General features: G+C 69.8%; 26 protein-coding genes and 1 pseudogene. 19 read left to right on the top strand and 8 right to left on the bottom strand.

Going from position 1 to position 25,294, the window contains the following annotated elements; genetic code table 11:
* Positions 1-114 precede the first annotated feature (114 nt).
* The 5 genes from ACFYQ5_RS25985 (at position 115) to ccsB (ending at position 5,589) form a co-directional block, all read left to right on the top strand.
* The gene (locus tag ACFYQ5_RS25985) at positions 115-1,371 is read left to right on the top strand and encodes a hypothetical protein (protein ID WP_389200871.1); all 1,257 of its coding nucleotides are present in this window, start codon (positions 115-117) and stop codon (positions 1,369-1,371) included.
* A 67-nt stretch (positions 1,372-1,438) separates the two neighbouring features.
* The gene (locus tag ACFYQ5_RS25980; protein ID WP_389200870.1) at positions 1,439-2,041 is read left to right on the top strand and encodes a TlpA family protein disulfide reductase; all 603 of its coding nucleotides are present in this window, start codon (positions 1,439-1,441) and stop codon (positions 2,039-2,041) included.
* A gap of 4 nt (positions 2,042-2,045) precedes the next feature.
* The gene (locus tag ACFYQ5_RS25975; RefSeq protein ID WP_389200868.1) at positions 2,046-2,810 is read left to right on the top strand and encodes a cytochrome c biogenesis CcdA family protein; all 765 of its coding nucleotides are present in this window, start codon (positions 2,046-2,048) and stop codon (positions 2,808-2,810) included.
* A 5-nt stretch (positions 2,811-2,815) separates the two neighbouring features.
* The gene (locus tag ACFYQ5_RS25970; protein ID WP_389200866.1) at positions 2,816-4,510 is read left to right on the top strand and encodes a cytochrome c biogenesis protein ResB; all 1,695 of its coding nucleotides are present in this window, start codon (positions 2,816-2,818) and stop codon (positions 4,508-4,510) included.
* Positions 4,507-5,589, top strand: coding sequence for a c-type cytochrome biogenesis protein CcsB (ccsB, locus tag ACFYQ5_RS25965; RefSeq protein ID WP_389200865.1), 1,083 nt, complete (start codon positions 4,507-4,509; stop codon positions 5,587-5,589). The genes ACFYQ5_RS25970 and ccsB overlap by 4 nt, the downstream gene beginning before the upstream one ends.
* A 63-nt stretch (positions 5,590-5,652) precedes the next feature.
* On the opposite strand, the gene ACFYQ5_RS25960 is transcribed toward ccsB, so the two are convergent.
* Positions 5,653-6,978 (bottom strand): aldehyde dehydrogenase family protein, encoded by a 1,326-nt coding sequence (locus ACFYQ5_RS25960; RefSeq protein WP_389200863.1) that lies wholly within the window; start codon positions 6,976-6,978, stop codon positions 5,653-5,655.
* A complete protein-coding gene (locus tag ACFYQ5_RS25955; RefSeq protein WP_389200862.1) occupies positions 6,975-7,670 on the bottom strand; it encodes a type 1 glutamine amidotransferase domain-containing protein in 696 nt (231 codons plus the stop codon). Before ACFYQ5_RS25955 ends, ACFYQ5_RS25960 begins: the two co-directional genes overlap by 4 nt.
* 175 nt (positions 7,671-7,845) lie before the next feature.
* Between ACFYQ5_RS25955 and ACFYQ5_RS25950 the strand changes: the two genes are divergently transcribed.
* Positions 7,846-8,286, top strand: coding sequence for a MarR family winged helix-turn-helix transcriptional regulator (locus ACFYQ5_RS25950; RefSeq protein ID WP_389200861.1), 441 nt, complete (start codon positions 7,846-7,848; stop codon positions 8,284-8,286).
* Between the two features lie 23 nt (positions 8,287-8,309).
* On the opposite strand, the gene ACFYQ5_RS25945 is transcribed toward ACFYQ5_RS25950, so the two are convergent.
* Complete coding sequence (locus ACFYQ5_RS25945) at positions 8,310-8,726, bottom strand: PLD nuclease N-terminal domain-containing protein (protein WP_389200859.1); 417 nt, start codon at positions 8,724-8,726, stop codon at positions 8,310-8,312.
* An 89-nt stretch (positions 8,727-8,815) separates the two neighbouring features.
* Between ACFYQ5_RS25945 and ACFYQ5_RS25940 the strand changes: the two genes are divergently transcribed.
* Positions 8,816-10,273: a menaquinone biosynthesis decarboxylase gene (locus ACFYQ5_RS25940; protein WP_389200857.1), complete on the top strand. Its 1,458-nt coding sequence runs from the start codon at positions 8,816-8,818 to the stop codon at positions 10,271-10,273.
* Entirely contained in the window at positions 10,270-11,175 is a 906-nt protein-coding gene (gene mqnP / locus ACFYQ5_RS25935; protein WP_389200855.1) for a menaquinone biosynthesis prenyltransferase MqnP, read from the top strand. Before ACFYQ5_RS25940 ends, mqnP begins: the two co-directional genes overlap by 4 nt.
* Here mqnP and ACFYQ5_RS25930 read toward each other — a convergent pair.
* Positions 11,165-11,770 (bottom strand): rhomboid family intramembrane serine protease, encoded by a 606-nt coding sequence (locus ACFYQ5_RS25930; RefSeq protein WP_389200854.1) that lies wholly within the window; start codon positions 11,768-11,770, stop codon positions 11,165-11,167. The genes mqnP and ACFYQ5_RS25930 overlap by 11 nt on opposite strands.
* A gap of 113 nt (positions 11,771-11,883) precedes the next feature.
* On the opposite strand from ACFYQ5_RS25930, the gene ACFYQ5_RS25925 reads away from it, so the two are divergent.
* Positions 11,884-12,594: a UbiX family flavin prenyltransferase gene (locus tag ACFYQ5_RS25925; protein ID WP_389200852.1), complete on the top strand. Its 711-nt coding sequence runs from the start codon at positions 11,884-11,886 to the stop codon at positions 12,592-12,594.
* 10 nt (positions 12,595-12,604) lie between these two features.
* Here the strand turns inward: ACFYQ5_RS25925 and ACFYQ5_RS25920 are convergent, their stop codons facing one another.
* Complete coding sequence (locus tag ACFYQ5_RS25920; protein WP_157841704.1) at positions 12,605-12,754, bottom strand: hypothetical protein; 150 nt, start codon at positions 12,752-12,754, stop codon at positions 12,605-12,607.
* A 121-nt stretch (positions 12,755-12,875) separates the two neighbouring features.
* On the opposite strand from ACFYQ5_RS25920, the gene ACFYQ5_RS25915 reads away from it, so the two are divergent.
* The 4 genes from ACFYQ5_RS25915 (at position 12,876) to ACFYQ5_RS25900 (ending at position 15,711) form a co-directional block, all read left to right on the top strand.
* Complete coding sequence (locus ACFYQ5_RS25915; RefSeq protein ID WP_389200851.1) at positions 12,876-13,331, top strand: Lrp/AsnC family transcriptional regulator; 456 nt, start codon at positions 12,876-12,878, stop codon at positions 13,329-13,331.
* A 92-nt stretch (positions 13,332-13,423) separates the two neighbouring features.
* A complete protein-coding gene (mqnE, locus tag ACFYQ5_RS25910; protein WP_104786756.1) occupies positions 13,424-14,587 on the top strand; it encodes an aminofutalosine synthase MqnE in 1,164 nt (387 codons plus the stop codon).
* Between the two features lie 165 nt (positions 14,588-14,752).
* Positions 14,753-15,280: a GNAT family N-acetyltransferase gene (locus ACFYQ5_RS25905; RefSeq protein WP_389200849.1), complete on the top strand. Its 528-nt coding sequence runs from the start codon at positions 14,753-14,755 to the stop codon at positions 15,278-15,280.
* A 134-nt stretch (positions 15,281-15,414) separates the two neighbouring features.
* On the top strand, positions 15,415-15,711 hold the full coding sequence (locus ACFYQ5_RS25900; RefSeq protein WP_389200847.1) for a DUF4229 domain-containing protein: 297 nt from the start codon (positions 15,415-15,417) through the stop codon (positions 15,709-15,711).
* Positions 15,712-15,728: 17 nt separating this feature from the next.
* On the opposite strand, the gene ACFYQ5_RS25895 is transcribed toward ACFYQ5_RS25900, so the two are convergent.
* A complete protein-coding gene (locus ACFYQ5_RS25895; protein WP_389200845.1) occupies positions 15,729-15,851 on the bottom strand; it encodes a hypothetical protein in 123 nt (40 codons plus the stop codon).
* Between the two features lie 249 nt (positions 15,852-16,100).
* Here ACFYQ5_RS25895 and ACFYQ5_RS25890 point away from each other — a divergent pair, with 249 nt between their 5' ends.
* Together ACFYQ5_RS25890 and ACFYQ5_RS25885 are read left to right on the top strand one after the other, a co-directional pair.
* On the top strand, positions 16,101-17,462 hold the full coding sequence (locus ACFYQ5_RS25890) for a dicarboxylate/amino acid:cation symporter (RefSeq protein ID WP_389200844.1): 1,362 nt from the start codon (positions 16,101-16,103) through the stop codon (positions 17,460-17,462).
* Between the two features lie 182 nt (positions 17,463-17,644).
* Entirely contained in the window at positions 17,645-18,289 is a 645-nt protein-coding gene (locus ACFYQ5_RS25885; RefSeq protein ID WP_389200843.1) for a TetR/AcrR family transcriptional regulator, read from the top strand.
* Between the two features lie 5 nt (positions 18,290-18,294).
* Here the strand turns inward: ACFYQ5_RS25885 and ACFYQ5_RS25880 are convergent, their stop codons facing one another.
* Together ACFYQ5_RS25880 and ACFYQ5_RS25875 are read right to left on the bottom strand one after the other, a co-directional pair.
* Positions 18,295-19,143 carry a MaoC family dehydratase gene (locus tag ACFYQ5_RS25880; RefSeq protein ID WP_389200841.1) on the bottom strand — a complete coding sequence of 283 codons (849 nt, stop codon included), beginning with the start codon at positions 19,141-19,143 and terminating at the stop codon, positions 18,295-18,297.
* Between the two features lie 3 nt (positions 19,144-19,146).
* Positions 19,147-20,469 (bottom strand): 3-oxoacyl-ACP reductase, encoded by a 1,323-nt coding sequence (locus tag ACFYQ5_RS25875; RefSeq protein ID WP_389200840.1) that lies wholly within the window; start codon positions 20,467-20,469, stop codon positions 19,147-19,149.
* Positions 20,470-20,543: 74 nt separating this feature from the next.
* Between ACFYQ5_RS25875 and ACFYQ5_RS25870 the strand changes: the two genes are divergently transcribed.
* From ACFYQ5_RS25870 to ACFYQ5_RS25855, 4 genes and pseudogenes are all read left to right on the top strand, one after another.
* Entirely contained in the window at positions 20,544-21,821 is a 1,278-nt protein-coding gene (locus tag ACFYQ5_RS25870) for an acetyl-CoA C-acetyltransferase (protein WP_389200961.1), read from the top strand.
* 97 nt (positions 21,822-21,918) lie between these two features.
* On the top strand, positions 21,919-23,832 hold the full coding sequence (locus ACFYQ5_RS25865; RefSeq protein WP_389200838.1) for an AMP-dependent synthetase/ligase: 1,914 nt from the start codon (positions 21,919-21,921) through the stop codon (positions 23,830-23,832).
* Positions 23,833-23,993: 161 nt separating this feature from the next.
* Positions 23,994-24,241: pseudogene (locus ACFYQ5_RS25860) on the top strand (amino acid transporter); the annotation flags it as partial.
* Positions 24,242-24,327: 86 nt separating this feature from the next.
* A complete protein-coding gene (locus tag ACFYQ5_RS25855) occupies positions 24,328-25,173 on the top strand; it encodes an LLM class F420-dependent oxidoreductase (protein ID WP_389200837.1) in 846 nt (281 codons plus the stop codon).
* Positions 25,174-25,294: the final 121 nt, after the last annotated feature.

Raw genomic sequence — 25,294 nt, 5'->3', positions numbered from 1 at the left:
TTGCACACGCATCAATTTTTATGATTATCAGCGGAACCGTCGTGTTGATTGCCTCATCTAAGCCATCGCCAGTTTGTATGGCCTTGAGGTAATACGACCGCAGATGGGGACGCTATGCGTGAAATGAACCGAAGGGGGCTGCTCGGGGCCGGACTCGGAGCCGCAGCCGCGCTGTCGATGACGGGCTGCGGCTCCCTCGGCTCCTCGGACAGCGGCAGGACGGATCCGGAGAAGGGCCCCAAGGGCGGGGAGGGGACGCACGGGAATGGCGGAGGCACTACCGGAAAACAGGTCAGGCTGATCGGCGACGGCTCCACGGCGGACACCGGAAAGCAGCCGAAACAGCCCGGCGCCCCCGTTCCGCTCGAACCCGGTCAGACACCGCCGCAGTTCGTGATCTTTTCCTGGGACGGGGCAGGGGAGGTCGGCAACGGGCTCTTCCCGCGCTTTCTCGAACTCGCCGAGGAACACGACGCGGCGATGACCTTCTTCCTCTCCGGGCTCTATGTGCTGCCCGAGTCGAAGAAGTCCCTCTACCGCCCGCCCAACAACCCCCGGGGTGCCTCCGACATCGGCTATCTCACCGATGACCACGTCAAGCAGACGCTGAAGTACGTACGCCAGGCCTGGCTCGACGGGCATGAGATCGGCACCCATTTCAACGGGCACTTCTGCGCCGGTTCCGGATCGGTCGGCGACTGGACGCCCGCGCAATGGCAGAGCGAGATCGATCAGGCGATCTCGTTCGTCACCGAATGGCGGACGAACAGCGGCTGGGAGGATCTCGACCCGCTGCCGTTCGACTACCGGAAGGAACTGGTGGGGGGACGCACGCCCTGTCTGCTCGGCCAGGACAATCTCCTGCCCACCGCGAAGCAGCTGGGCTGGCGCTACGACGCGAGTTCGCCCGGCGGCAGTCAGGTGTGGCCCGAGAAGCGTCAGGACGTCTGGGATCTTCCACTGCAGGGAATTCCGTTCCCCGGCCACACCTTCGAAGTCCTCTCCATGGACTACAACATCCTCGCCAACCAGTCGAAGAACTCGACCAACGGAATGCCCTCCCGCTATCCGGGATGGCGCACCCAGGCCACCGAGGCGTACGTCGCCGGATTCGACCGCGCCTACGAGACGAATCGCGCACCCTTCTACATCGGCAACCACTTCGAGGAGTGGAACGGCGGCATCTATATGGACGCCGTAGAGGACGCGCTCAAACACATCGCGGGCAAGCCCGATGTGCGCCTCGTCTCCTTCCGGCAGTTCGTCGACTGGCTCGACGTACAGGATCCGGCGGTGCTCGCGAAGCTCCGTACGCTCCAGGTGGGACAGTCTCCCGAAGGCGGCTGGAACACCTTCTTTAAACAGGCCTGACAAGGGGCTTTACGGGCATCCAGGGGGGTGCCCAAGATCCGTGGAACTGCCATGCGAAACTTTTCACATGAGCTCTGGCCGCGCACCCCGACGCCGCTTCACCCTGCTCGCCGCCACGGCCGTGGCCGGTGTCCTGGTCCTGTCCGCCTGTGGCGGCGGCACCAAGGCCGGTGGCGGCGGCAACACGAACTTCGTCACCGGCAGCAGTGGGATCTCCACCGTGGCCAAGGGCGACCGCACGGACGCGCCGAAGCTCGACGGCACGACCCTGGAGGGCAAGGCGCTCGACGTCACCGACTACAAGGGCAAGGTCGTCGTCCTGAACTTCTGGGGATCCTGGTGCGGCCCCTGCCGCGCCGAGGCCAAGCACTTCCAGAAGGTGTCGGAGGAGACGGCGGACCAGGGCGTCCAGTTCGTCGGGATCAACACCCGGGACCCCCAGAAGTCCCTCGCGGTCAACTTCGAGCAGGACTTCGGGGTCACCTACCCGAGCATCTACGACCCGACCGGGAAGCTGCTCCTGCGCTTCCCGAAGGGCACGCTGAACCCCCAGGCCATCCCGTCGACCGTGGTCGTCGACCGGGACGGGAAGCTCGCCGCACGCACACTCGCCGCCCTCGACGCGGAGAAGCTGCGGAAGATGATCGACCCGCTGATCGCGGAGAAGTGACGCCGTGCTCCAGCTGGCCGCGGCACCCGGTTTCAACGACACCGTCTTCAACGGCACCCTGTTGGTGGCTCTGCCCATCGCACTGCTCGGCGGTCTCGTCTCGTTCTTCTCGCCGTGCGTCCTGCCGCTCGTACCGGGATACCTGAGCTACGTCACCGGCGTCAGCGGCACCGACCTCGCTCAGGGCAGGCGCGGCAGGACCGTGGCGGGCGCCTCCCTCTTCGTGCTCGGTTTCACCGCCGTCTTCGTCTCCGGCGGGGCGCTCTTCGGCTACTTCGGACAGACCCTCCAGGACTACAGCGGGATCCTGTCCAAGGTCCTCGGCGTGCTGATGGTCCTGATGGGCGTCTTCTTCATGGGCCTGATGCCCTGGATGACGCAGCGCGAATTCCGCATACACAAGCGGCCGGTGACCGGATTGGCCGGTGCGCCGCTGCTCGGCGCGCTCTTCGGGATCGGCTGGACACCGTGCCTCGGTCCGACGCTCTCCGCCGTCAGCATGCTCGCCGTCGACCAGGGGACCGCCGGCCGCGGAGCGGTGCTGTCCGTGGCGTACTGCATCGGGCTCGGCGTCCCCTTCGTCCTGGCGGCGGTCGCCTTCCGCAAGGCACTCGGAGCGTTCGGCTGGGTCAAGCGCCACTACGCATGGGTCATGCGGATCGGCGGCGGCATGATGATCGTGACCGGAGTACTCCTGCTGACGGGCGCGTGGGACGCGCTCCTGCAGGAGATGCAAGTCTGGTCCGACGGTTTCACTGTGGGGATCTGAGTCTGATGAGCAACACGAACACCACGGACGAGCGCGACCTCGGCCAGGCCGGGGAGCAGCTCTCCACCGCCCCGCGCGAGGAGTCCGCCGCCTCCGTGCCCGCGATGGGCGTCATCGGCTGGGCCCGCTGGTTCTGGCGGCAGCTCACCTCGATGCGGGTCGCCCTGATCCTGCTCTTCCTGCTGTCGCTCGGCGCCATCCCCGGGTCGCTGATCCCGCAGAACAGTGTGGACGAGCTGAAGGTGCAGACCTTCAAGGAAGCCCACACCACCGTCACCCCGATCTACGAGAAGCTTCAGCTCTTCGACGTCTACAGCTCGGTGTGGTTCTCCGCGATCTACATCCTGCTGTTCGTCTCGCTGATCGGCTGCATCGTCCCGCGCACCGCCCAGTTCGTCGGACAGCTGCGTGGCCGCCCGCCCGGCGCCCCGAAGAAGCTGACCCGGCTGCCCGCCTACACCACCTGGCGCACCGACGCCGAACCCGAGCAGGTCCGCGAGGCCGCCCTCGGCATCCTGCGCAAGCGGCGCTTCCGCTCGCACGTGGCCGGTGACGCGGTGGCCGCGGAGAAGGGCTATCTGCGCGAGACCGGGAACCTGCTGTTCCACATCGCGCTGATCGTCATGCTGGTCGCGTTCGCCGGCGGGCAGCTATTCAAGTCCGAGGGCGGCAAACTGATCGTCGAGGGTGACGGGTTCGCCAACACGATCACCCAGTACGACGACTTCAAGTCCGGCTCGCTCTTCGACAACGACGACCTCGCCCCCTTCAGCTTCGACCTGCACGACTTCGTCGGCACGTACGAGCGCAGCGGCTCCCAGCGCGGCACCGCCCGGACCTACGAGGCCCGGGTGACGTACTCCGAGGGCGCGGACGGGCCGGTGAAGAAGAAGGTCATCGAGGTCAACAAGCCGCTCGTCGTCGACGGCACGAAGGTCTACCTCAACGCCCACGGCTACGCCCCGGTCATCTCCGTCAAGGACGGCAGGGGCAAGGAGGTCTACCGGTCCTCCGTGCCCCTGCTGCCCATCGACAACAACGTCACCTCGACCGGTGCGATCAAGGTGATGGACGGCTACAAGGACGAGAACGGCAAGAAGAGCCAGCTGGGCTTCCAGGCCTTCTTCGTACCGACGTTCGCCGGTGACGGCCAGGGCACGATGTTCTCGCAGTTCCCCGGCCTCGACTACCCGGTCCTCGCGCTGAACGGCTACCACGGCAGCCTGGGCGTCGACTCCGGGCTGCCGCAGAACGTGTACCAGCTCGACACGTCCAAGATGAAGGAATTCAAGGACAGCAACGGGGACCAGCTCAAGAAGCGGCTGCGCCCCGGCGAGACCATGAAGCTCCCCGACGGCGCGGGTTCGATCACCTTCGAGAGCGTCGAGGAGTGGGCCAGCTTCCAGATCACGCGCCAGCCCGCCAGCGGCTGGGCCCTGACCGGCGCCGTCGCCGCCATCGTCGGACTCGCCGGTTCGCTCTTCATCCAGCGCCGCCGCGTGTGGGTGCGGGCCGTGAAGGGGCCGGACGGGGTCACCGTCGTGGAGATGGCCGGCCTGGGCCGCAGCGAGTCCACGAAGCTCCCCGAGGAGCTGGGCGAGCTCGCGGTCGCGCTCCACACCGTGGCGCCCACCGCGTCCCACCCCGAACCCGAGTCCGAACAACCCTCCGAAGAGCCTGCCGAAGGGGCTGAGAAGTGAATCTCGCCGCCGCAACCAACGAGAACCTGGCGAATGCCAGCAACACGCTGATCTATTCGTCGATGGCCGTCTACATGCTGGCCTTCTTCGCGCACATCGCGGAGTGGGTGCTCGGCAGCCGCAGCAAGGTCGGCCGCACCGCCGCCGCGCTCAAGGCGGACTCGACCGTCGGCAGCTCCACGGTGAAGGTGCAGGTCGCGCAGCAGGGCGGTACCGCCGTGCTGGAGCGCCCCGAGGTCATCACCCGGTCCGCCGCCGGGACGCGTGACGTCCCGGACGGACCCGGCGCCGCGGGCGGCACCTTCAAGGGCGACCTGTGGGGGCGGATCGCGGTCGCCCTGACCGTCGTCGCCTTCGCCGTCCAGGCGGCCGGAGTCGTCGCGCGAGCCCTGTCGGTGCAGCGGGCCCCCTGGGGCAACATGTACGAGTTCTCGATCACCTTCTCCACGGTGGCCGTCGGCGCGTACCTCGTCCTGCTGGCCCTGAAGAAGAACGTCCGCTGGATCGGTCTGCTCCTGGTGACCACGGTCCTGCTGGACCTCGGGGTCGCCACCACCTGGCTCTACACCGACAGCGACCAGCTGGTGCCGGCGCTGCACTCCTACTGGCTGTGGATCCACGTCTCCACCGCGATCCTCTGCGGTGCGGTCTTCTACCTCGGCGCCGTCGGCACCCTGCTCTACCTGTTCCGCGACAGCTACGAGAACAAGCTCGCGAACGGCGGCACCCCCGGGAAGTTCGCCACCTCCGTCCTGGAGCGGCTCCCCGCCGCCAAGTCCCTGGACACCTTCTCGTACCGCATCAACGCCGCCGTCTTCCCGCTGTGGACGTTCACGATCATCGCGGGCGCGATCTGGGCGGGCGACGCCTGGGGCCGCTACTGGGGCTGGGACCCCAAGGAGGTCTGGTCCTTCATCACCTGGGTCGCGTACGCCGCCTACCTGCACGCCCGCGCGACGGCCGGCTGGAAGGGACGCAAGGCGGCCTACCTGGCGCTGGCCGCCTTCGGCTGCTGGCTCTTCAACTACTACGGCGTGAACATCTTCGTCACCGGCAAGCACTCCTACGCCGGAGTCTGACCGGCACAGCCGCGAGGGCGCGACCGCTTCGGTGCGGTCGCGCCCTCGCGGCATGTCCGGGCGTCAGCCCAGCGGGGTGTCCAGGACCGCCTTGCGGTGGCTGAACGTCTCCAGGGAGTACCGGCCGTGGTAGTTGCCCATGCCGCTCTCGCCGACGCCGCCGAACGGCAGGTCCGACACGGTCAGATGGGCCAGCGGCAGTCCCATGCCCACCCCGCCCGACGAGGTCTCGGACAGCAGCCGCTCCCGTACGGAGGGGTCGTGGGTGAACGCGTACAGCGCCAGCGGCTTGTCACGGTCGTTGATGAAGCCGATGGCCTCGTCGAGTCCGTCCACGGTGAGGATCGGCAGGACGGGGCCGAAGATCTCCTCCCGCATGACGGGGGAGTCCGGGGCGACATCGGTCAGCACGGTCGGAGCGATGTACTTCTCGTCCCGGTCGTGGGCGCCGCCCGTCACCGTACGGCCGGAGTCCAGGAGGCCGACCAGCCGGTCGAAGTGGCGCTGGTTGACGATCCTGCCGTACTCCGGGCTGGTGGACGGGTCCTGCCCGAACAGCCCCTCGACGGCCGACGCGAGCGCGTCCGCGAGGGCCGGGGCGGTCTCCGGGTCGGTCAGGACGTAGTCGGGGGCGACGCACGTCTGGCCGGCGTTGAGGAACTTCCCCGAGGCCAGCCGGGCCGCCACCGTCTTCAGGTCCGTGTCGCGGTCCACGAACGCGGGCGACTTGCCCCCCAGTTCGAGCGTCACCGGCGTGAGGTGCTTCGCCGCTGCGGCCATCACGATGCGGCCGACCGTGCCGTTGCCGGTGTAGAAGATGTGGTCGAAGCGCTCGGCGAGCAGGGCGGTGGTCTCCGGGACCGCACCTTCGACCACGGCCACGGCGTCCGTGTCCAGATACCGCGGCAGCAGCCGGGCCACGGCGGCGGAGGTCGCGGGCGCCAGTTCGCTGGGCTTGGCGACGACCGCGTTGCCCGCGGCCAGCGCACCCACGACGGGCGCGAGCAGCAGCTGCACCGGGTAGTTCCACGGGGCGATGACGAGGACGACACCGAGCGGGTCCTGCACGGTGTGGGCCGTGGCCCCCGCGAGGACCGCAGGTACGGGGGCGGGTTCGGGCCGCAGCCACGCCTCCAGGCGTTCCAGGGTGTGGTCGATCTCGCGGACCGTGAAGTCGATCTCGGTCCGGTAGGCCTCCTTGCGGCTCTTGCCCAGGTCGGCCCGGAGCGCCTCGGCGAGTTCGTCGCCGCGCTCGGTGAGCAGGGCGCGCAACTGCGTCAGCTGGGTGGTGCGCCAGGCGAGGTCCCTGGTGCGGCCGGTGCGGAAGGCGGCACGGAGCCGGGCGACGACCTCGGCCGGAGCCTCCCGCACGGTCCCGGCGGCGCTCACAGGGCCGCCACGATCTCGCGGGCCAGCTGCTCGGAGGAGGCAGGGTTCTGGCCGGTGTGCAGGGTGCGGTCGTGCACGGTGTGCACCGCCCACGGGTCGGCGGCGGTGTAGTCGGCGCCGAGCTCGACGAGGCGGTTCTCCAACAGCCAGGGAGCCTTGTCGGCGAAGCCGGCCTGGGTCTCCTCGGCGTTGCTGAAGCCGGTCATGCGGTAGCCGGCGAACGGCCAGCTGCCGTCCTCACGGCGGGCGGGCAGCAGGGCGGCGGGAGCGTGGCACAGGACGGCCACCTGGGTGCCGGAGTCCAGGGCCTGGGTGAGCAGCCGGCCGGACACCTCGCTGACGGCGAGGTCCTCCATGGGGCCGTGGCCGCCGGGGTAGAAGACGATGTCGTACGACGTGGGCACGACGTCCTCGAGCCGGGCGGGGATGCGGAGCGTCTCGTCGATCGAGGCGAGGTACGAGGCCACGGCGTCGGCCTGCTCCTGGCCCCCGTTGGCTTCGGCGGCGAGGCTGGCGTTGTCCACGGTGGGGGTGACCCCGCCGGGCGTGGCGACGGTGATGTCGAAACGGGCCTGGGTGAAGACGCGGTGCGGGGCGGCGAGTTCCTCGGCCCAGAAGCCGGTGGGGTGGGCGGTGCCGTCGTTGAGGGTCCAGTGGTCGGCACCGGTGAGGACGAAGAGTACGGAGGGCATGGAGGGTGCTCCCTACGAGACGCGAGACGTGAGGCGCGTGAAACATGAAGCTTGATATGCTCAAGCAATACCTTCATGTAACGGGTTAAAGTTGAGCATGTCAAATAAGTGCGGGTGTGTGGCGGGCGGCGTCCGGGCCTCCGGACGCCGCTCACGGATCGAAGGATGACCGACCATGACGACGGAACCGGCACCCCGCGCCGTCCCTACTCCGGACGAACTGCTGGAACCCCTCGCAGTCGTCGTCCGTGGCCACCACGACGACCTCACCGCCGTCGCTGGCCGGCACGGTCTCAGTACCTCGCAGGCCCGGGCGCTGGTCGCCCTCAACGAGCCCATGCCCATGAGCGCGCTGGCCACTCACCTGGTGTGTGACGCGTCCAACGCCACCGGTCTCATCGGCCGCATGGAGGCCCGCGGGCTGGTGACGCGCACCCCGGCGCCCGGCGACCGCCGCTCCAAGGTGGCCTCCCGCACAGCGGAAGGCACCGAGCTGGCGCATCGCATCCGCGCCGAGATGCGCGTGGTGCACGGTGCGCTGGAGGCCCTCACCCCCGAGGAGCGCAGGACCCTGCTGCCCCTGCTCGACCGGCTGGGGCGGTTGCTGTCCTCATGACCACCGTGAGGCGGCCCGCCGTCTCATGACGTGGAGGGCGGAGTCGTGTCCTCGGGCCCGGCGCCGCTCTCCCGGCGCTTGATCTCCTCCTCGCGGCGGCGGAGGTCCGCCTCCCAGTCCTTGAGGACGGACTCGTCCTTCTTGTTCTCGTCCTTCTTGTTCTCGTCGTTCTTGTTCTCGTCCTTCAGTGACTTCAGGAAGTCAGGATTGTCGTCGGGCGCCACCCAGGCGGTGCGGTGCCTGCGGCCCCCGGCGGGCGCGGTGCGCGTCCTGCCCGCGGCCAGCCAGACGATCGGGCCGACGATCCAGAACAGCAGGATGATGAACACCCAGGCCACCTTCGGCAGGTGCTTGACCTCGTCCTCCGGGGTGTTCAGACAGTCGATGAACGCGAAGATCGTCAGTGCCAGCGGCAGGAGAAAGATCAGGGCCCTGAGCATCGTGCAAGATCCCCCGAGGTGAGGTGAGGAGGCGCACGGACCGCCCCCGGTGACGGGCCCAGGGTAGCGGGTGTCCGATACTTGACCGTATGGCTTACGACGATCTTCGCTCCCTGCTCCGGGCCCTGGAGCGCGAGGGCGACCTCAAGCGCATCAAGGCTGAGGTCGACCCCTGTCTGGAGGTCGGCGAGATCGTCGACCGGGTGAACAAGGCGGGCGGCCCCGCGCTGCTCTTCGAGAACGTCAAGGGGGCGTCCATGCCCCTGGCCATGAATGTCTTCGGGACCGACCGGCGGCTGCTCAAGGCACTCGGGCTGAAGTCCTACGCCGAGATCAGCGACAAGATCGGCGGCCTCCTCAAGCCGGAACTGCCGCAGGGCTTCGTCGGGATCCGTGAGGCGTTCGGGAAGCTCGGGGCGGTGACCCATCTGCCGCCGAAGAAGGTGAAGGGCGACAGCGCCCCCGTCCAGGAAGTCGTCCTGACCGGCGACGACGTGGACCTGGACCAGCTTCCCGCGCTCTTCACCTGGCCCCAGGACGGCGGCTCCTTCTTCAACCTGGGCCTCACGCACACCAAGGACCCGGAGACGGGGATCCGCAACCTCGGGCTCTACCGGCTGCAACGCCACGACAAGCGCACCATCGGCATGCACTGGCAGATCCACAAGGACAGCCGCAACCACTACCAGGTCGCCGCCCGGCGCGGGGAGAAGCTGCCCGTCGCCATCGCCTTCGGGGCGCCGCCCGCGGTCACGTACGCCTCCACGGCACCGCTGCCCGGGGACATCGACGAGTACCTCTTCGCCGGCTTCGTGCAGGGCAAGCGGATCGAGATGGTCGACTGCAAGACGGTCCCGCTCCAGGTCCCCGCGCAGGCGGAGGTCGTCATCGAGGGCTGGCTGGAGCCGGGCGAGATGCTGCCCGAGGGGCCGTTCGGCGACCACACCGGCTTCTACACCCCGCAGGAACCGTTCCCCGCGCTGAAGATCGACTGCGTGACGATGCGGAAGCGTCCGCTGCTGCAGTCGATCGTGGTGGGCCGGCCGCCCACCGAGGACGGCCCGCTGGGGCGGGCGACCGAGCGCTTCTTCCTGCCGCTGCTCAAGATCATCATTCCGGACATCGTGGACTACCACCTGCCGGAGGCGGGCGGTTTCCACAACTGCGCGATCGTGTCGATCGACAAGAAGTACCCCAAGCACGCCCAGAAGGTGATGAGTGCCATCTGGGGGGCGCACATGATGTCGCTGACCAAGCTGATCGTCGTCGTGGACGCCGACTGCGACGTCCACGACCTCCATGAGGTGGCCTGGCGGGCGCTCGGCAACACCGACTACGCCCGTGACCTGCTGCTCACCGAAGGCCCGGTCGACCACCTGGACCACGCCTCCTACCAGCAGTTCTGGGGCGGCAAGGCCGGGATCGACGCGACGCGGAAGCTGCCCGAGGAGGGATACACCCGGGACGGGGGCTGGCCGGAGATGGTCGAGTCCGACCCGGAGACGGCGGCGAAGGTCGACCGCCGCTGGAAGGAGTACGGCCTGTGAGCGCCTCCGCCGCCGCTGTGCCACAGCCCCGGAGCAAGCCCCGCGCGTTCCTGCGGCTGGTGATGATCGAGCACTCGGTCTTCGCGCTGCCCTTCGCCTACATCGCCGCGCTGACCGCGATGTTCCAGCTGGACGGCACCTTCCACTGGACCACGCTGCTGCTCGTGACCGTCGCGATGGTGGGGCTGCGTACGTTCGCGATGGCCGCCAACCGGATCATCGACCGGGAGATCGACGCCCGTAACCCGCGGACGGAGGGCCGGGAGCTCGTGACCGGCGCCGTCACGGTGAAGTCCGCGTGGACCGGCGCGATCGTGGCCCTCGTGGTCTTCCTGGGTGCCGCGGCCCTGCTGAACCCCCTCTGTCTGGTGCTGGCGCCGGTCGCCGTCGTGCCGATGGTCGTCTACCCCTACGGCAAGCGGTTCACGAACTTCCCGCACGCGATCCTGGGCCTCGCGCAGGCCATCGGGCCGATCGGCGCCTGGCTGGCGGTGACCGGGAGCTGGTCGTGGGACGCGGTGATCCTGGGGCTGGCCGTCGGGATCTGGATCGGCGGCTTCGACCTGATCTTCGCCTGCCAGGACGTGCGGGCCGACCGGGCCCACGGGGTGCTCTCCTTCCCCGCGCGCTTCGGGATCCCGGCCGCGCTGTGGGGCGCGCGGGTATGCCACGGGGTGACCACCGCGATGCTGGTGTGGTTCGGGCTGGTGACGGACGCGGAGATCTTCTACTGGATCGGCATGGTGATAGTCGCCGTGGCCTTCGTGTACGAGCACCGGGTCGTGCGGCCGCACGACCTGTCCCGGCTGAACCGGGCCTTCTTCTCCGTCAACGGCTTCATCGGGATCGCGCTCTTCGCCTGTGCGCTGCTCGACCTCCTGGTGCGAGGCCTCACACCGTGATGTAGCCGTTCGGTCCCTGGCCGCGGCGGGGGCGGCGGAAGAAGAACGCCGCCGCGACCCCGCCTGTCAGCCCGAAGAGGTGGCCCTGCCAGCTGATGCCGGAGTCCGTCGGCAGCACTCCCCAGAGCAGGGAGCCGTAGACCGCGGCGATGATCACGCCCACGACGATGTCCAGCGGACGCCGGTCCACGAAGCCGCGGACCAGCAGATAGCCGAAGAGGCCGAAGACCACACCGGACGCGCCGAGTGTCACCGTGTGCGGCGGCGCGGTGAGCCAGACGCCGAGGCCGGCCGTCACGATCACCACGAGGACCACGGCTGCGAACCTGCGTATCCCGCCGAGGGCGGCGATGAAGCCGAGGACCAGCAGCGGGACGCTGTTGGACGCCAGGTGCTCCCAGCCGCTGTGCAGGAACGCGGACGGCACGATGTCCGCCAGCTCGGCGGGCTCGCGCGGACTGACGCCGTAGGCGTCGAGGGCGTGGCCCGTCGCCGTGTCGACGACTTCCAGCAGCCACAACAGGGCGATCCACGTGAGCATGACCGCGCCGGCCGTGACGGCCCGTGCGGTGGCGCTCGCGCGTGTGCTCGGCATGGTCACCTCCTGTCCATGGCTGTTCCCTCGTCCGGTGCAACGCCCGGAGCCCCTGGCTCAGTTCCTTGAGCAGGGCGCCGGATAGGCTCGGAGGTGTGAGAGCCGGGACTTCAGTGAGTCAACAGCAGCGCAGGCCTTGGATTGTCGGGGTATCGGGCGCATCGGGCACACCCTTCGCGGCCTCGGTGCTGCGCGGACTTCTGGCCGCCGGGGAGAGCGTCGATCTGGTGGTCAGCCGTGCGTCGAGGCTGACGCTCCTGGACGAGACGGGCATCGCCTTCCGTGACGCCCACTGGCAGGAGGACCTGCGCAGCTGGCTGGCGCGGGGTGCGGACGGGCAGCCGGACACCTTCCGGACGGACACCTTCCGGATGAACGCCGTCGGTACGGACACCTTCTCGGCGGGCACCGGTGACGTGCGCCACTGGGCGGCAGGCGATCTGGCGGCCGGGCCGTCCTCGGGGTCGTACCCGGCGAAGGGGATGCTCATCGTCCCGGCGTCGACGGCCTGTGTGGCCGGGGTGGCGCTCGGGCTCTCGAAGGATCTGCTGCAGCGGGCCGCGAGCGTGACGCTCAAGGAGCGGCGGAAGCTGGTCGTGGCCGTGCGCGAGACTCCGCTCAGCGGCCAGACGCTGAAGCAGATGGTCGCGCTCGACGAGGCGGGCGCCGTGGTGCTGCCCGCCTCTCCGGCGTTCTACGCGGGGGCGACGCACATCCAGGATCTGGTGGACTTCGTCGCCGGGCGGGTGCTCGACGCGGCGGGAGTGCCGCACCAGCTGTACCGCCGGTGGGAAGGGGAGCTCGGTGGCGCCTCCCGGGGCTGAACCGGTGGGGTCAGCGCTTCTTCCTGTTCACGCGCGGGGTGCGGGTGCGGTCGACCCGGTGGGCGGCGGCGGGCTGGTGGGCACGCGAGCGGTTGGCCAGGTCCTGCAGCTCACGCATCCGGGCGTAGGCCATCTCGATCGAGTACACGGTGAAGGTCACTCCTGAAGATTCGAAAGCGTTTCTTGGATGATGGGAAAGATTCACAGGGCTTGACCCTGTTGCGCCTTAGATTCTACACGTAAACTCGTGGTACTGCTGAACAATGGAAGGTTTCAGTCACATGGACGCGGTGGACAGGCAGCTCATCCAGGCCCTCAGAGAGAACGGCAGGGCCTCGTACGCCGAGCTGGGGCGGCTCGTCGGGCTCTCCGGGCCCAGCGTCACCGACCGCATCAACCGGCTGGAAACCGCCGGGGTCATCACCGGTTACCGCGCGACCGTCGACGCCGCCTCGCTGGGCCTCGGCGTCACCGCTCTGATCGGCATCTCCCTCTCGGACGCCGCCGACCACGAGGACGTCGCGCACCGGCTGAAGGACCTCGCCGAGATCGAGGACTGCTGGTTCATCGCGGGCGCCGACTCGTTCATGCTCAAGGTGCGGGTCGGTGACGTGGACGGACTGGAGAAGACCATCCGCCGGCTCAGCGGCACCAGGGGGGTCTCCCGCACCCGCACGACGGTCGTGCTCTCCACCAAGTGGGAGAACCGGGTCGGGGAGCTCCCCGAGGAGGCGTGACGCGGAGAGGCGACGGGGGTCCCGCCGCCCGAAGGGTGGGGGAGTACCGTGGGCTGCCGGATCTGTCACATGGAGATATGGGAGGCGCCGTAGTGGACGCGGGACTCAAGCGCGAGCTGGAGGAGAAGGTCCGGGCCGGCGAGCGGCTGACCCGCGAGGACGGGATCGCGCTCTACGAGTCCGACGACCTGGCATGGCTCGGCGGGCTGGCCCACGAGGTGCGTACGCGGAAGAACGGCGACGTCGTCCACTTCAACGTCAACCGCCACCTCAACATGACCAACGTGTGCACCGCGTCGTGCGCGTACTGCTCGTTCCAGCGCAAGCCGGGCGAGAAGGACGCGTACACGATGCGCATCGAGGAGGCCGTCCGGCTCGCGAAGGCGATGCAGGGCGAGAACCTCACCGAGCTGCACATCGTCAACGGGCTGCACCCGACCCTGCCGTGGCGCTACTACCCGCGCTCCCTCAGTGCGCTCAAGGAAGCCCTGCCGGAGGTGGCGCTCAAGGCGTTCACCGCCACGGAGATCCACCACTTCGAGACGATCTCGGGGCTCTCGGCCTCCGAGATCCTCGACGAGCTGATCGAGGCCGGTCTGGAGTCGCTGACCGGCGGCGGCGCGGAGATCTTCGACTGGGAGGTCCGCCAGCACATCGTCGACCACAACACCCACTGGGAGGACTGGTCGCGCATCCACCGTCTCGCGCACGAGAAGGGTCTCAAGACCCCGGCGACGATGCTGTACGGGCACATCGAGGAGCCCCGTCACCGCGTCGACCACGTGCTGCGGCTGCGGGAGATGCAGGACGAGACCGGCGGATTCCAGGTCTTCATCCCGCTGCGCTACCAGCACGACTTCGTGGACATGAAGGACGGCAAGGTCCGCAACACCCTCCAGGCGCGGACGTCGATGGCGACCGGCGCGGAGGCCCTCAAGACCTTCGCGGTCTCGCGGCTGCTCTTCGACAACGTCCCGCACGTCAAGGTGTTCTGGGTGATGCACGGTGTGCAGACCGCCCAGCTCGCGCTGCAGCACGGTGCGGACGACATGGACGGCTCGGTCGTCGAGTACAAGATCACGCACGACGCCGACGACTACGGCACCCCGAACAAGCTCGGCCGTGAGGACCTGCTGGACCTCATCCGGGACGCGGGCTTCCGGCCCGTGGAGCGCAACACCCGGTACGAGATCCTCCGCGAGTACCCGGGCCCCGAGGCCGGGCGGCGCGAGACGCCCCAGCCGATGCGCGTCTGAGGCGCAGCGCCCGTCCGGCACCCCGCGCCCGTCGTGGGTGCCCCGGGTGCCCCGCTGTAGGAAAGCCCCGGCCCGCCGTCCCCGGCCGGGGCTTTCTCGCGTGGTGGACGCGGCTTGAAGGGCACTGGCTTGAAGGACACTCCTCGTAATGGTTAATCTGCGCATATGGCGCTTACATTTGACGTGGATCCCGCATTCGACCGAGCCCTGCGGGACGGCATCACCGCGCTCTGGGTCGATGTCAGCAACGCCGGCGGGGCCGTCGGCTTCCTGCCGCCCGTGACCGATGACGAGGTCCGGCCCGAGCTCGTCAAGCACCTCGCGGGGATGGCCGAGGGCCGCACCCACCTGATCGTCGGACGGGACGAGGACGGCACGGTGGCCGCCACCGCCTTCCTCACCCGCAACACCCACCGGCTCATGCGGCACTGGATCGGCGCCTACACGGTGATGGTTCACCCGCGCCACCAGGGCAAGGGCTACGGGCGCGCGCTGATGGCGGCCACGGCCGACGCCGCCAAGGCGATCGAGGGCATCGAGGCCATCCGGCTCACCTGCCGCGGCGGCACCGGGGCCGACCGCTTCTACACCTCCTGCGGATACAAGGAGGTGGGCCGGGTCCCGGACGCCATCCGAGTCGCCGAGGGCGACGACCGCGACGACGTGATCATGCTGCTCCCGCTCTTCCGGTAGAAGCGCCACGGCCTTCGGCGGAGGCGCCACGGCAACCCTGCGAACTGATCGAATTCGGGGCATGCTTCACTGGTCGGGCACGAACCCAGACTGCACGACCGCAGGAAATGCCGGACGTAGAGAGAAGGCCAGCCGTGTCCGCTGCCAAGCCGAGCGCAACGATCCGGTACACCGCCATGCGCCTGCTGATTTTCGTCGGCTGCTTCTTCATCGCCGGCGTGGCGGTCCACTTCGGCCTCCTGCCCTCGGGCGTCGGCGGCTCCAACGCCGTCTGGGTCATCCTTCTCGGCCTGCTGCTCTCCGCGCCCCTCAGCTTCGTCCTGCTGCGCAAGCAGCGCGACGAGATGTCCCAGCAGCTCGTCTCGACGGTCGACCGGACCAAGGTCAGGCTCGAGGCGAACCGCACCCGCGAGGACAGCGTCACCCAGTAGGCGCCGCGTAAGGTTCCTCACACCCGCACCCGTACGAACCAGGCCCCGGACCGGAGCAGACGCTCCCGTACCGGGGTTTCGGTGTGTCCGGGGGTCCCGTCGACCGAGTTGATCGAGAAGTGGACCTTTGAGGTTCTCAAAGTTGCAGTGTTAACGTATTCGACATGATGACAGCAGTGCGCACCCACCACGCCTTGGGCGTCCCGCTCGTGGTGCGCCTGCATGTCGATCTCTGCCGCTGTATGTCCGCGGCCTGTTGCCGCAACGTCTGAACCGGCATCATGCAGCGGCGCCGCCCTTGACGCGGGCGCCGCACCCCGTCCCTGTTCGACCGCACGACCGTACGTCTGTTCCCGTACGTCCCGATGCGTCACATCTGGAGTGTGCCCGTGTCCGCGAATCCCGCGCCCACCGCCGAGACCGAAGCCGGTAAGCCGTCCGGTTCCGGTTTCCGCCTGCCCAGCATCCCGTTCTGGGTGCAGATAGTCGCCGGTCTCGTCCTCGGTGTCCTGCTCGGCTGGATCACCCGCAGCTACGAGGTCAGCTGGCTCTACACCACGCTCGACCAGGTCGGCCACATCTTCGTCCAGCTCCTGAAGCTGGCCGTCGCGCCCCTCGTCTTCTTCGCGATCCTGGTGTCGATCACCAACCTGCGCAAGGTCAACAACGCCGCCAGGCTGGCCACCCGCACGCTGCTCTGGTTCATGATCACCTCACTGATCGCCGTGGCCATCGGGCTCGCGATCGGCCTGATCACCAACCCGGGCTCCGGGACCGGCCTCACCCCGAAGGACGGCGCCAAGCCGGAGAACGCCGGCTCCTGGCTCGACTTCCTCACCGGGATCATCCCCACCGACGTCATCACGCCGTTCACCGAGCTGAACGTCCTGCAGATCGTCTTCATGGCCGCCGTCGCCGGCATCGCCGCGCTCCAGCTCGGCGAGAAGGCCAAGCCGATCCTCGCCCTCAGCGAGTCGATCCTGGAGCTCCTCCAGAAGGCCCTCTGGTGGGTCATCCGCCTCGCCCCGATCGGCACCGTCGGCCTCATCGGCTACGCGATCGCCGACTACGGCTGGGACCTGATCGGCAAGTACGCCACGTTCACCGCGGACGTCTACATCGGTTGCGCCCTGGTGATGTTCGGCGTCTACCCGCTGCTGCTCGCCACGGTCGCCAAGGTCAGCCCGCTGCAGTTCTTCAAGGGCGCCTGGCCCGCGATCCAGCTGGCCTTCGTCTCCCGCTCCTCGGTCGGCACCATGCCGGTCACCCAGCAGGTCACCGAGCGTCTCGGCGTCCCGAAGGAGTACGCGTCCTTCGCCGTGCCGTTCGGCGCCACGACCAAGATGGACGGCTGCGCCGCGATCTACCCGGCGCTGGCGGCGATCTTCATCGCGCAGATCTTCGACGTGCAGCTGGGCATCGGCGACTACATCCTGATCGCGTTCGTCTCGGTGATCGGCTCGGCGGCCACCGCCGGCCTCACCGGCGCCACGGTCATGCTGACCCTCACCCTGTCGACCCTGGGTCTTCCGCTTGAGGGCGTGGGCCTGCTGCTCGCCATCGACCCGATCCTGGACATGATGCGCACCGCCACGAACGTGGCGGGACAGGCTCTGGTCCCGGTGATCGTCGCCTCCCGCGAGAAGATCCTCGACCACGACATGTACGACTCGGCGTCGGCCTCCCCGGTCGAGGAGCCCGAGACCGAGGTGCGCGACGTGGAGACGAAGGGCGTTCCCGTCACGGCGTAACCTTCGTGCACCCGAGCGCCCCCGGACTCCGTGTCCGGGGGCGCTCCTGTGTGCCCGGGGGCTGGTGGACGACGACAACCGGCCATCGTGGCCGGGCCATCTCCCGTCCGTACGATGGCGGACGAGGCCGCGCCGTACTCTTACCGAGGAGTAGCGCAGCGGGGGCGGGAGGGATGTCTGACGTGAGTGCAGTGAAGAGCAAACGGATGCCGCGCGCGGTGCGTGAGCAGCAGATGATGGACGCGGCCGTACGGATCTTCGCGCAGCGCGGATACCGGGCCGCCTCGATGGATGAGATCGCGGAACTGGCCGGTGTGTCGAAGCCCTTGGTCTATCTGTATCTGAATTCCAAGGAGGAGCTCTTCACCGCGTGCATCCGCCGCGAGTCGAAAGCGCTGATGGAAGCCGTGCAGGCGGGGGTGGAGCCGGGAATTCCGGCGGACGGGCAACTGTGGTCGGGGCTGCGGGCGTTCTTCACGCACACCGCGGAGAACCCGGACGGCTGGGCGGTGCTGCACCAGCAGGCGAGCTCGCACGGGGAGCCGTTCGTCAGTGAGGTCGGGGCGCTGCGGAAGGAGATCGTTGCGTTCGTGACGGGTCTGATCGGTGCGGCCGCGCGGGAGGCGCACAGCGATCCCGCGCTGCCCGACCGGGATGTGGCGGGGCTCGCGCAGGCGCTGGTGGGGGCGGCGGAGGCGCTCGCCGGGTGGGCGAACGTCACTCCTGGCGTCTCGGCCAAGGAGGCCGCCACCACCCTGATGAACTTCTCGTGGGCGGGCCTGGAGAACCTCATGCACGGGCGCGGCTGGCAGTCCCGGGGGGACTGAGGGGCTCAGCCCTCCCGGACCAGGCTGCCGGTGAGGTGGACGCGGCCGCCGCCGCGCACCTGGAAGGCGGTGTCGTCGGCGGCGTACGTGACGGTGGAGGGCAGCGGGACGGGCGCCTTGAAGTCCGCCCGCATGGCCACGATCCGGCCCTCCGGCCCGTCGGCGTCGTTCCCGCTCCCGGCTTCCGCCAGGCAGCGGGCGACGGTCCACATGCCGTGTGCGATGGGCCGGGGGAAGCCGAAGAGCCGTGCCGTCACGGGGTGGAGGTGGATGGGGTTCCGGTCTCCCGAAGCGGCCCCGTACCGCCGTCCCAAATCGGCGGGCAGTTGCCACTCGGCCACGGCGGGCAGCTCCGGGGGTGGGGCCGGGGCCGGGGCCGGGGAAGGGGCCTCCGGTGCTTCCGTCGCGTGCCGGGACAGGTAGCCGCTGCGTGACTCCCAGACGAGCGCGCCCGCGAGCCGCGCCTCGGTCACCATCGTGACCTCCGTGCCGCGCCGGTGGGGTGTGAGTTCAGCGGCGTACACGGTGAGTTCGAACGCGTCCGTCGGCTGCGGTGGCCGGTGCGCGGTGATCTCGATCCAGGTGTGGACCAGTCCCAGTACCGGCAGCGGGAAGTCGCGGCCCGTCATCACCCGCATGGCCTGGGGGAAGCCCAGTACATGCGGGTAGGTGAGCGGCAGCGGGCCGGATTCGGCGTAGCCGCAGATCCTGCTGTACGCGGCGAGGGGCCCGACCTCCATACGTGCGGGCGGGAGCACCGCACGGCCGGCGGGCAGTGTGGCGCCGGGTCGCCCGGCCCGTTTGAAGGGCGAGGTGACGGCTCCGCGGACGAGGGACAGGCTCAGGCCGGTCATGGTTCACGCCCCCAGCAGGCTCTGGCCGCAGACCCGTACGACCTGGCCGTTGACCGCGCCGGAAGCGGGCTGGGCGAACCAGGCGGTGGCCTCGGCGACGTCGACGGGGAGGCCGCCCTGGGACAGGGAGTTCATCCGGCGCCCGGCCTCCCGGATGAAGAGGGGCACGGCGGCCGTCATCTTCGTCTCGATGAAGCCGGGTGCGACGGCGTTGACGGTGATGCCGTGCTCGGCGGCCGCGCGCGGGGCCAGGGAGCGGACCAGGCCGATGATGCCCGCCTTGCTGGCCGCGTAGTTGGTCTGACCGTTGTTGCCCGCGATCCCGGCGATGGACGCGGTGGCGACGATCCGTCCGCCGCGGCGCACGGTGCCCGACTCGATGAGGGCGTCCGTGGTGCGCAGGACGCTGTCCAGGTTGACGTCGATGACCGAGGCCCAGCGGTCGGCCGGCATGTTGGCGAGCCGGCGGTCCCGGGTGATGCCCGCGTTGTGGACGAGGACGTCGAGACCGTCGGGGACGGCCGCGGCGATCAGTTCGGCGGCGTCGGACGCGGTGATGTCCAGCGGCAGGGCGGTGGCGCCGAGGCGGTCGGCGGTGCGGACGAGCTCTTCCTGTGCCTGCGGGACGTCCAGGCAGATCACCTGGGCGCCGTCCCTGGCGAGGACGGAGGCGACGGACGCGCCGATGCCGCGGGCCGCGCCGGTGACCAGCGCGGTGCGCCCGTACAGGGGTGCCGCCCAGTCGGCCACCTCGCCGGGTGCGTCCGCGGTGAGTTCGACGACCTGGCCGCTGATGTACGCGGAGCGGGGGGACAGCAGGAAGCGGAGGGTGGACTCGGCCGAGGCGGCGCCCGCCCCGGGGGCGAGCCGCAGCAGCTGCGCGGTGGCGCCCCGTCCGATCTCCTTGCCGAGCGAGCGTACGAAGCCTTCGAGTGCCTGCTGGGCCGCCGCCTGGTGGTGGTCGTCGGGGGACGGGGTGGTGCCGAGGACGACGACGCGGCCACCGGTGGCCAGCGACCGTACGACGGGGTGGAGAGCGGCGTGTACGGCGGCGAGTCCGGCGGCCGTGGTGACGCCGGTGGCGTCCAGGACGACGGCGGCCGGGCGTTCGGCCTGGTCGGTGACCTTCAGCCCGGTTGCCGCGAGTACCGGGCCGAGCGCGTCGGAGCGGTCGGAGCTACCTGCGGTGAGGTGGAGCAACGGCCCGTCGAGGGACGGGGTTTCCAGCGTCCAGCGGCGCAGCGGCGTGGGCTGCGGCAGGCCGAGCCTTCGGGTCAGGAAGCGGCCGGGTGCGGTGCCGGTGAAGTGCAGATAGCGGTCGGCCATTGTCTGGACTCCTGCTCGGTCGTAGATTTACTCCAGAGTAAGGTTACTCAGGGGTCAGGAGTTGTCGAGATGAGCTGGTCGAGTTGATTCCCCTCGCACTTCCGCAGCCGCGCCGGGTCGCGGTCATCGGTGGCAGTCGTATTCCGTTCGCCCGTTCCGACGGCCCGTACGCGCGGGCGTCGAACCAGGACATGCTGACCGCCGCACTGGACGGACTCGTCGAGCGCTTCGGCCTGCGGGGACAGCAGGTCGGCGAGTTCGTCGCCGGTGCGGTCCTCAAGCACAGCCGGGACTTCAACCTGGCCCGCGAGACCGTCCTGGGATCGGCCCTCGACCCGCGCACTCCGGCGTACGACATCCAGCAGGCGTGCGGCACCGGGCTGCAGGCCGTCGTCGCCGCGGCCAACAAGATCGCGCTCGGCGCGGTCGACTCGGCGATCGCGGGCGGCGCGGACACCACGAGCGACGCACCCCTCGGGGTCAACGACCGGCTGCGCAGGACCCTGCTGGAGGCCCGCCGCGCCAAGTCGGCAGGCGCCCGGATCAAGGCGCTGGCCGCTGTCCGGCCCGGCCATCTCGTCCCGGACATCCCGCGCAACGCCGAGCCCCGCACCGGTCTCTCGATGGGCGAGCACGCGGCGGTCACCGCCCGGAAGTGGGGCGTGGCCCGCGAGGACCAGGACCTGCTGGCAGCCACGAGCCACCAGCGGCTCGCCGCGGCGTACGAGCGCGGTTTCCTGGACGACCTCGTCGTCCCGTATCTCGGCCTGGACCGGGACCAGAATCTGCGCCCCGGCTCCACGGTGGAGAAACTCGCCACGCTGAAGCCGGTGTTCGGCGCCGGGCACGCCGACGCGACGATGACCGCGGGCAATTCGACCCCGCTCACCGACGGCGCGGCGACCGTGCTGCTGGCGAGCGAGGAGTGGGCGGAGGCGCGGGGGCTGGAACCGCTGGCGTACCTGTCGCTGTACGAGACGGCCGCCGTGGACTACGTCAACGGTGAGGACGGGCTGCTGATGGCGCCCGCGTACGCCGTACCGCGCATGCTGGAGCGGGCCGGGCTGACCGTCGGGGACTTCGACCTCTTCGAGATCCATGAGGCCTTCGCCTCCCAGGTGCTCGCCACCCTGGCGTCCTGGGAGAAGCAGGGGCTCGCACCCGTCGACAGGGACAAGCTGAATGTGGTCGGATCGTCCCTCGCCACCGGCCATCCCTTCGCCGCGACGGGCGCCCGGATCGTGGCGACCCTGGCCAAGCTCCTCGCGGAGCGGGGCGTGCCCGGCCGGGGCCTGATCTCGATCTGCGCCGCGGGCGGCCAGGGAGTCACCGCGATCCTGGAACGTCCCTGACCGCAGCCGGGATCCCCCCGCCACCCGCCACCCATCCGTATGTGAACGACCTCACGCACCCAGCATCGCCGCCGGACCCCACGTCGAGGAGCCGCTCGTGTCCACGCCCGCCCCCGCCGCCGTACCCGCCGTTCCCGTCCTGGTCGAACCGACCAAGGTCAGGTCGGCCGACGGCACCGTACGGGAAGTCTCCGTGCCGCCGCTCGCGCCGACCGTGCGGAGCGGCTCGCTCGCCGAGATCCCCTTCGACAACGCCCGTGAGGCCCCCTCCGAGGCGGTCCTCAGCCGCAAGCAGGCCGACGACAGCTGGCAGGACGTGACCGCCGCCGCATTCGCCGCCGAGGTCCAGGCCGTCGCCAAGGGCCTGATCGCGGAGGGCCTGCAGAGTGGTGACCGGGTCGCGATCATGGCCCGTACGACCTATGAGTGGACGCTGCTCGACTTCGCGTCCTGGACGGCCGGGCTGGTCACCGTGCCGATCTACCCGACCTCCTCGGCCTTCCAGACACGCTGGATCCTCCAGGACTCCGGAGCGGTCGCGTGCGCGGTGGAGACGAAGGAGCAGGAGCGGCTGGTCAGCCACGAGCGGCAGCAGCTCGGAGACCTCACGCACCTCTGGACGTTCGACACGGGTGCGGTGAGCCGGCTGAAGACGCTCGGCAAGGACGTACCCGACGCGGCCGTCGCCGCCCGTCGCGCCGCCCTGGAACCGGGCAGCCCCGCCACCCTCATCTACACCTCGGGCACCACGGGCCGGCCCAAGGGCTGCGTCCTGACCCACGGGAACTTCTTCGCCGAGGTCGACAACGCCATAGAGCTGCTCCATCCGGTCTTCACGTCCCTGTCGAAGTACCCCGCGTCGACCCTCCTGTTCCTGCCGCTCTCCCATGTCTTCGGGCGGATGGTGGCGATCGGCTGCATGCGCGCCAGGGTCCGGCTCGGTCACGCGCCGTCCATCCGGACGGAGGACCTGCTCGCGGATCTGGCCGGCTTCAAGCCGTCGTTCCTGCTGGCCATTCCGTACGTCCTGGAGAAGGTCTTCAACACCGGCCGCGCCACGGCCGAGAAGATGGGCCGTGTCTCGTCCTTCGACCGCGCGGCCCGGATCGCGCAGCGTTACGGCGAGGCGGTCGAGGCCGCCCAACACGGCACGGGCCCCGGCCCCGGCCCCGGGCTCCGCGCCGCCCGCGCCCTGTACGACCCGCTGGTCTACCGGCGTATCCGGGCCGCGCTGGGCGGCCGCGTCCGGTACGCGATCTGCGGGGGATCCCCGCTGGGGAGGAGGCTCGCCGCGTTCTACGCGGGGGCGGGCATACAGATCTTCGAGGGCTACGGCCTGACCGAGACCACCGCGGCAGCCACGGTCACCCCGCCCCTCAAGCCCCGCCTGGGCACGGTGGGCTGGCCGCTGCCGGGCGCGGCCGTGCGGATCGCGGACGACGGCGAGGTCCTGCTCAGCGGTGGCCAGGTCTGCCAGGGCTACTGGGACACCGAGCGCGGCGAGGCCACGCCGTATCCGGGCGGCGACTGGTTCCCGACGGGTGACCTGGGAGCGCTGGACGAGGACGGCTACCTGACGATCACCGGCCGCAAGAAGGACATCATCATCACGTCCGGCGGCAAGAACGTCATTCCCGCCCCGCTGGAGGACTGGCTGCGCGCCCACCCGCTGGTCAGCCAGTGCATGGTGGTCGGGGACAACCGGTCGTTCATCAGCGCGCTGATCACCCTGGAGCCGGACGGTCTCGCCCACTGGCGCCGGATGCGGAAGAAGACGGACGTCCCGCTGTCCGAGCTCGTCCACGACGAGGAGCTGCGCTCCGCGCTGCAGCGTGCGGTCGACGAGGCCAACCGGCTCGTCTCGCGCGCCGAGTCCATCCGTAAGTTCACCGTCCTGCCGCAGGACTTCACCGAGGAGAGCGGTCACCTCACCCCGTCGCTGAAGCTGAAGCGGGACGCGATCACGCGGGACTTCGACGCCGAGATCGAGGAGTTGTACCGCAAGCAGTAGCCGGGTCCGCTTCCGACGTGGTGCTCGGCCACGCCCGGAACCAGGAGGCCGCGGACGAGGCCGTGCGGCCGGGTGAGGAGGCGGAAGGAACCGTCACGGCATCCGCCCGGACCTCGCGGCGGCCCACGCCGCCGAGGAGTCGCTGCCGCGTCCAGCGGGTGTTGACCGAGCTGGACGCGGGGCCGCGGGCCGGAGACACGGTACGGGGAAGCGCCCCGGCCGACGGCGGCGTACGCGAGAAGGGCCTCGGCGGGAACTCCGTCGGGTTGATGGGCAGCGCCGTCCCCGGGATCTCCACCGTCGCACCGGTGTACTGCCTGACCTCCACCCTCGGCTCCACGCCGGTGAGGCCGATGTGCAGATGCCCGCCGTGTTCCTCCCGATACTGCTGGCCGCCTTCGCGTACCGGGCACGTCGGGCCCCACGGAGTGGACTCGGCGGCCCGCTCGACCGCATACCGTGGTGCCGTCACGGACGACGACGGAGGTGCCTCGCATGCGGATCGCCATAACGATATTCCTCACCGACGAGACGATCACGCCGGTCCGGCTCGCACGCGAGCTGGAACAGCGGGGGTTCGCCGGGCTCTATCTGCCCGAGCACACCCACATCCCGGTGAGCCGGGAGTCCCCGTACCCGGCGGGCGGCGAGCTGCCGGCCGAATACGGCCGCACCCTCGACCCGTTCGTCGCGCTGGGGCAGGCCGCCGCCGTCACCGAGCGGCTGGCCCTCGGTACCGGCATCACGCTGATCGCCCAGCACGACCCCATCGACCTGGCGAAGCAGGCCGCCACGCTCGACCACCTCTCCGGCGGGCGCCTCACGCTCGGCATCGGCTTCGGCTGGAACAGGGAGGAGGCCGCCGACCACGGTGTGGAGTGGCCGACCCGGCGCGCGCTCGGCAGCGACAGGCTGGCCCTGATGCGAGCCCTGTGGGCGGACGAACCGACGGCGTACGAGGGTGAGTTCGGCTCGGTCCGGGCGAGCGACGCCTATCCGAAGCCGGTGCAGAGGCCGCGCGGCCCGGTGAGCGGCCCGCGCACCCTGATCGGCGGGGCGGCCGGACCGAAGCTGTTCGCGCAGATCGCCCAGGACGCGGACGGCTGGCTGCCGATCGGCGGGCGCGGCCTGTCGGAGTCCGTGCCGAAGCTGCGCACGGCCTGGGAGGAGGCGGGCCGCGACCCGGAGCACCTCCAGGTGGTGCCCTACGCCGTCCAGCCGTCTCCGGGGAAGCTGGCGTACTACGCGGATCTGGGCGTCGACGAGGTCGTCCTGCAACTGCCCCCGGCCGGTGAGGCCGAGGTACTGCGCGCGCTGGACGCGTATGCGGCGTATGTGTGAGGAACCCGTGTCCGTGAACCTGCCGGGGCGATCTTCCGGTGGAACCATCAACGCTAAAATCGCATCTATCACCTCCGGACATCGATGGTGCGGCCCGTGTGCGTGTGTGCCCGGCTGCCTG

Origin of the sequence: Streptomyces sp. NPDC005794 (assembly GCF_042871445.1) — a bacterium.
Classification (GTDB): Bacteria; Actinomycetota; Actinomycetes; order Streptomycetales; family Streptomycetaceae; genus Streptomyces.
This window is presented reverse-complemented; position numbering and strand designations above follow the sequence as displayed.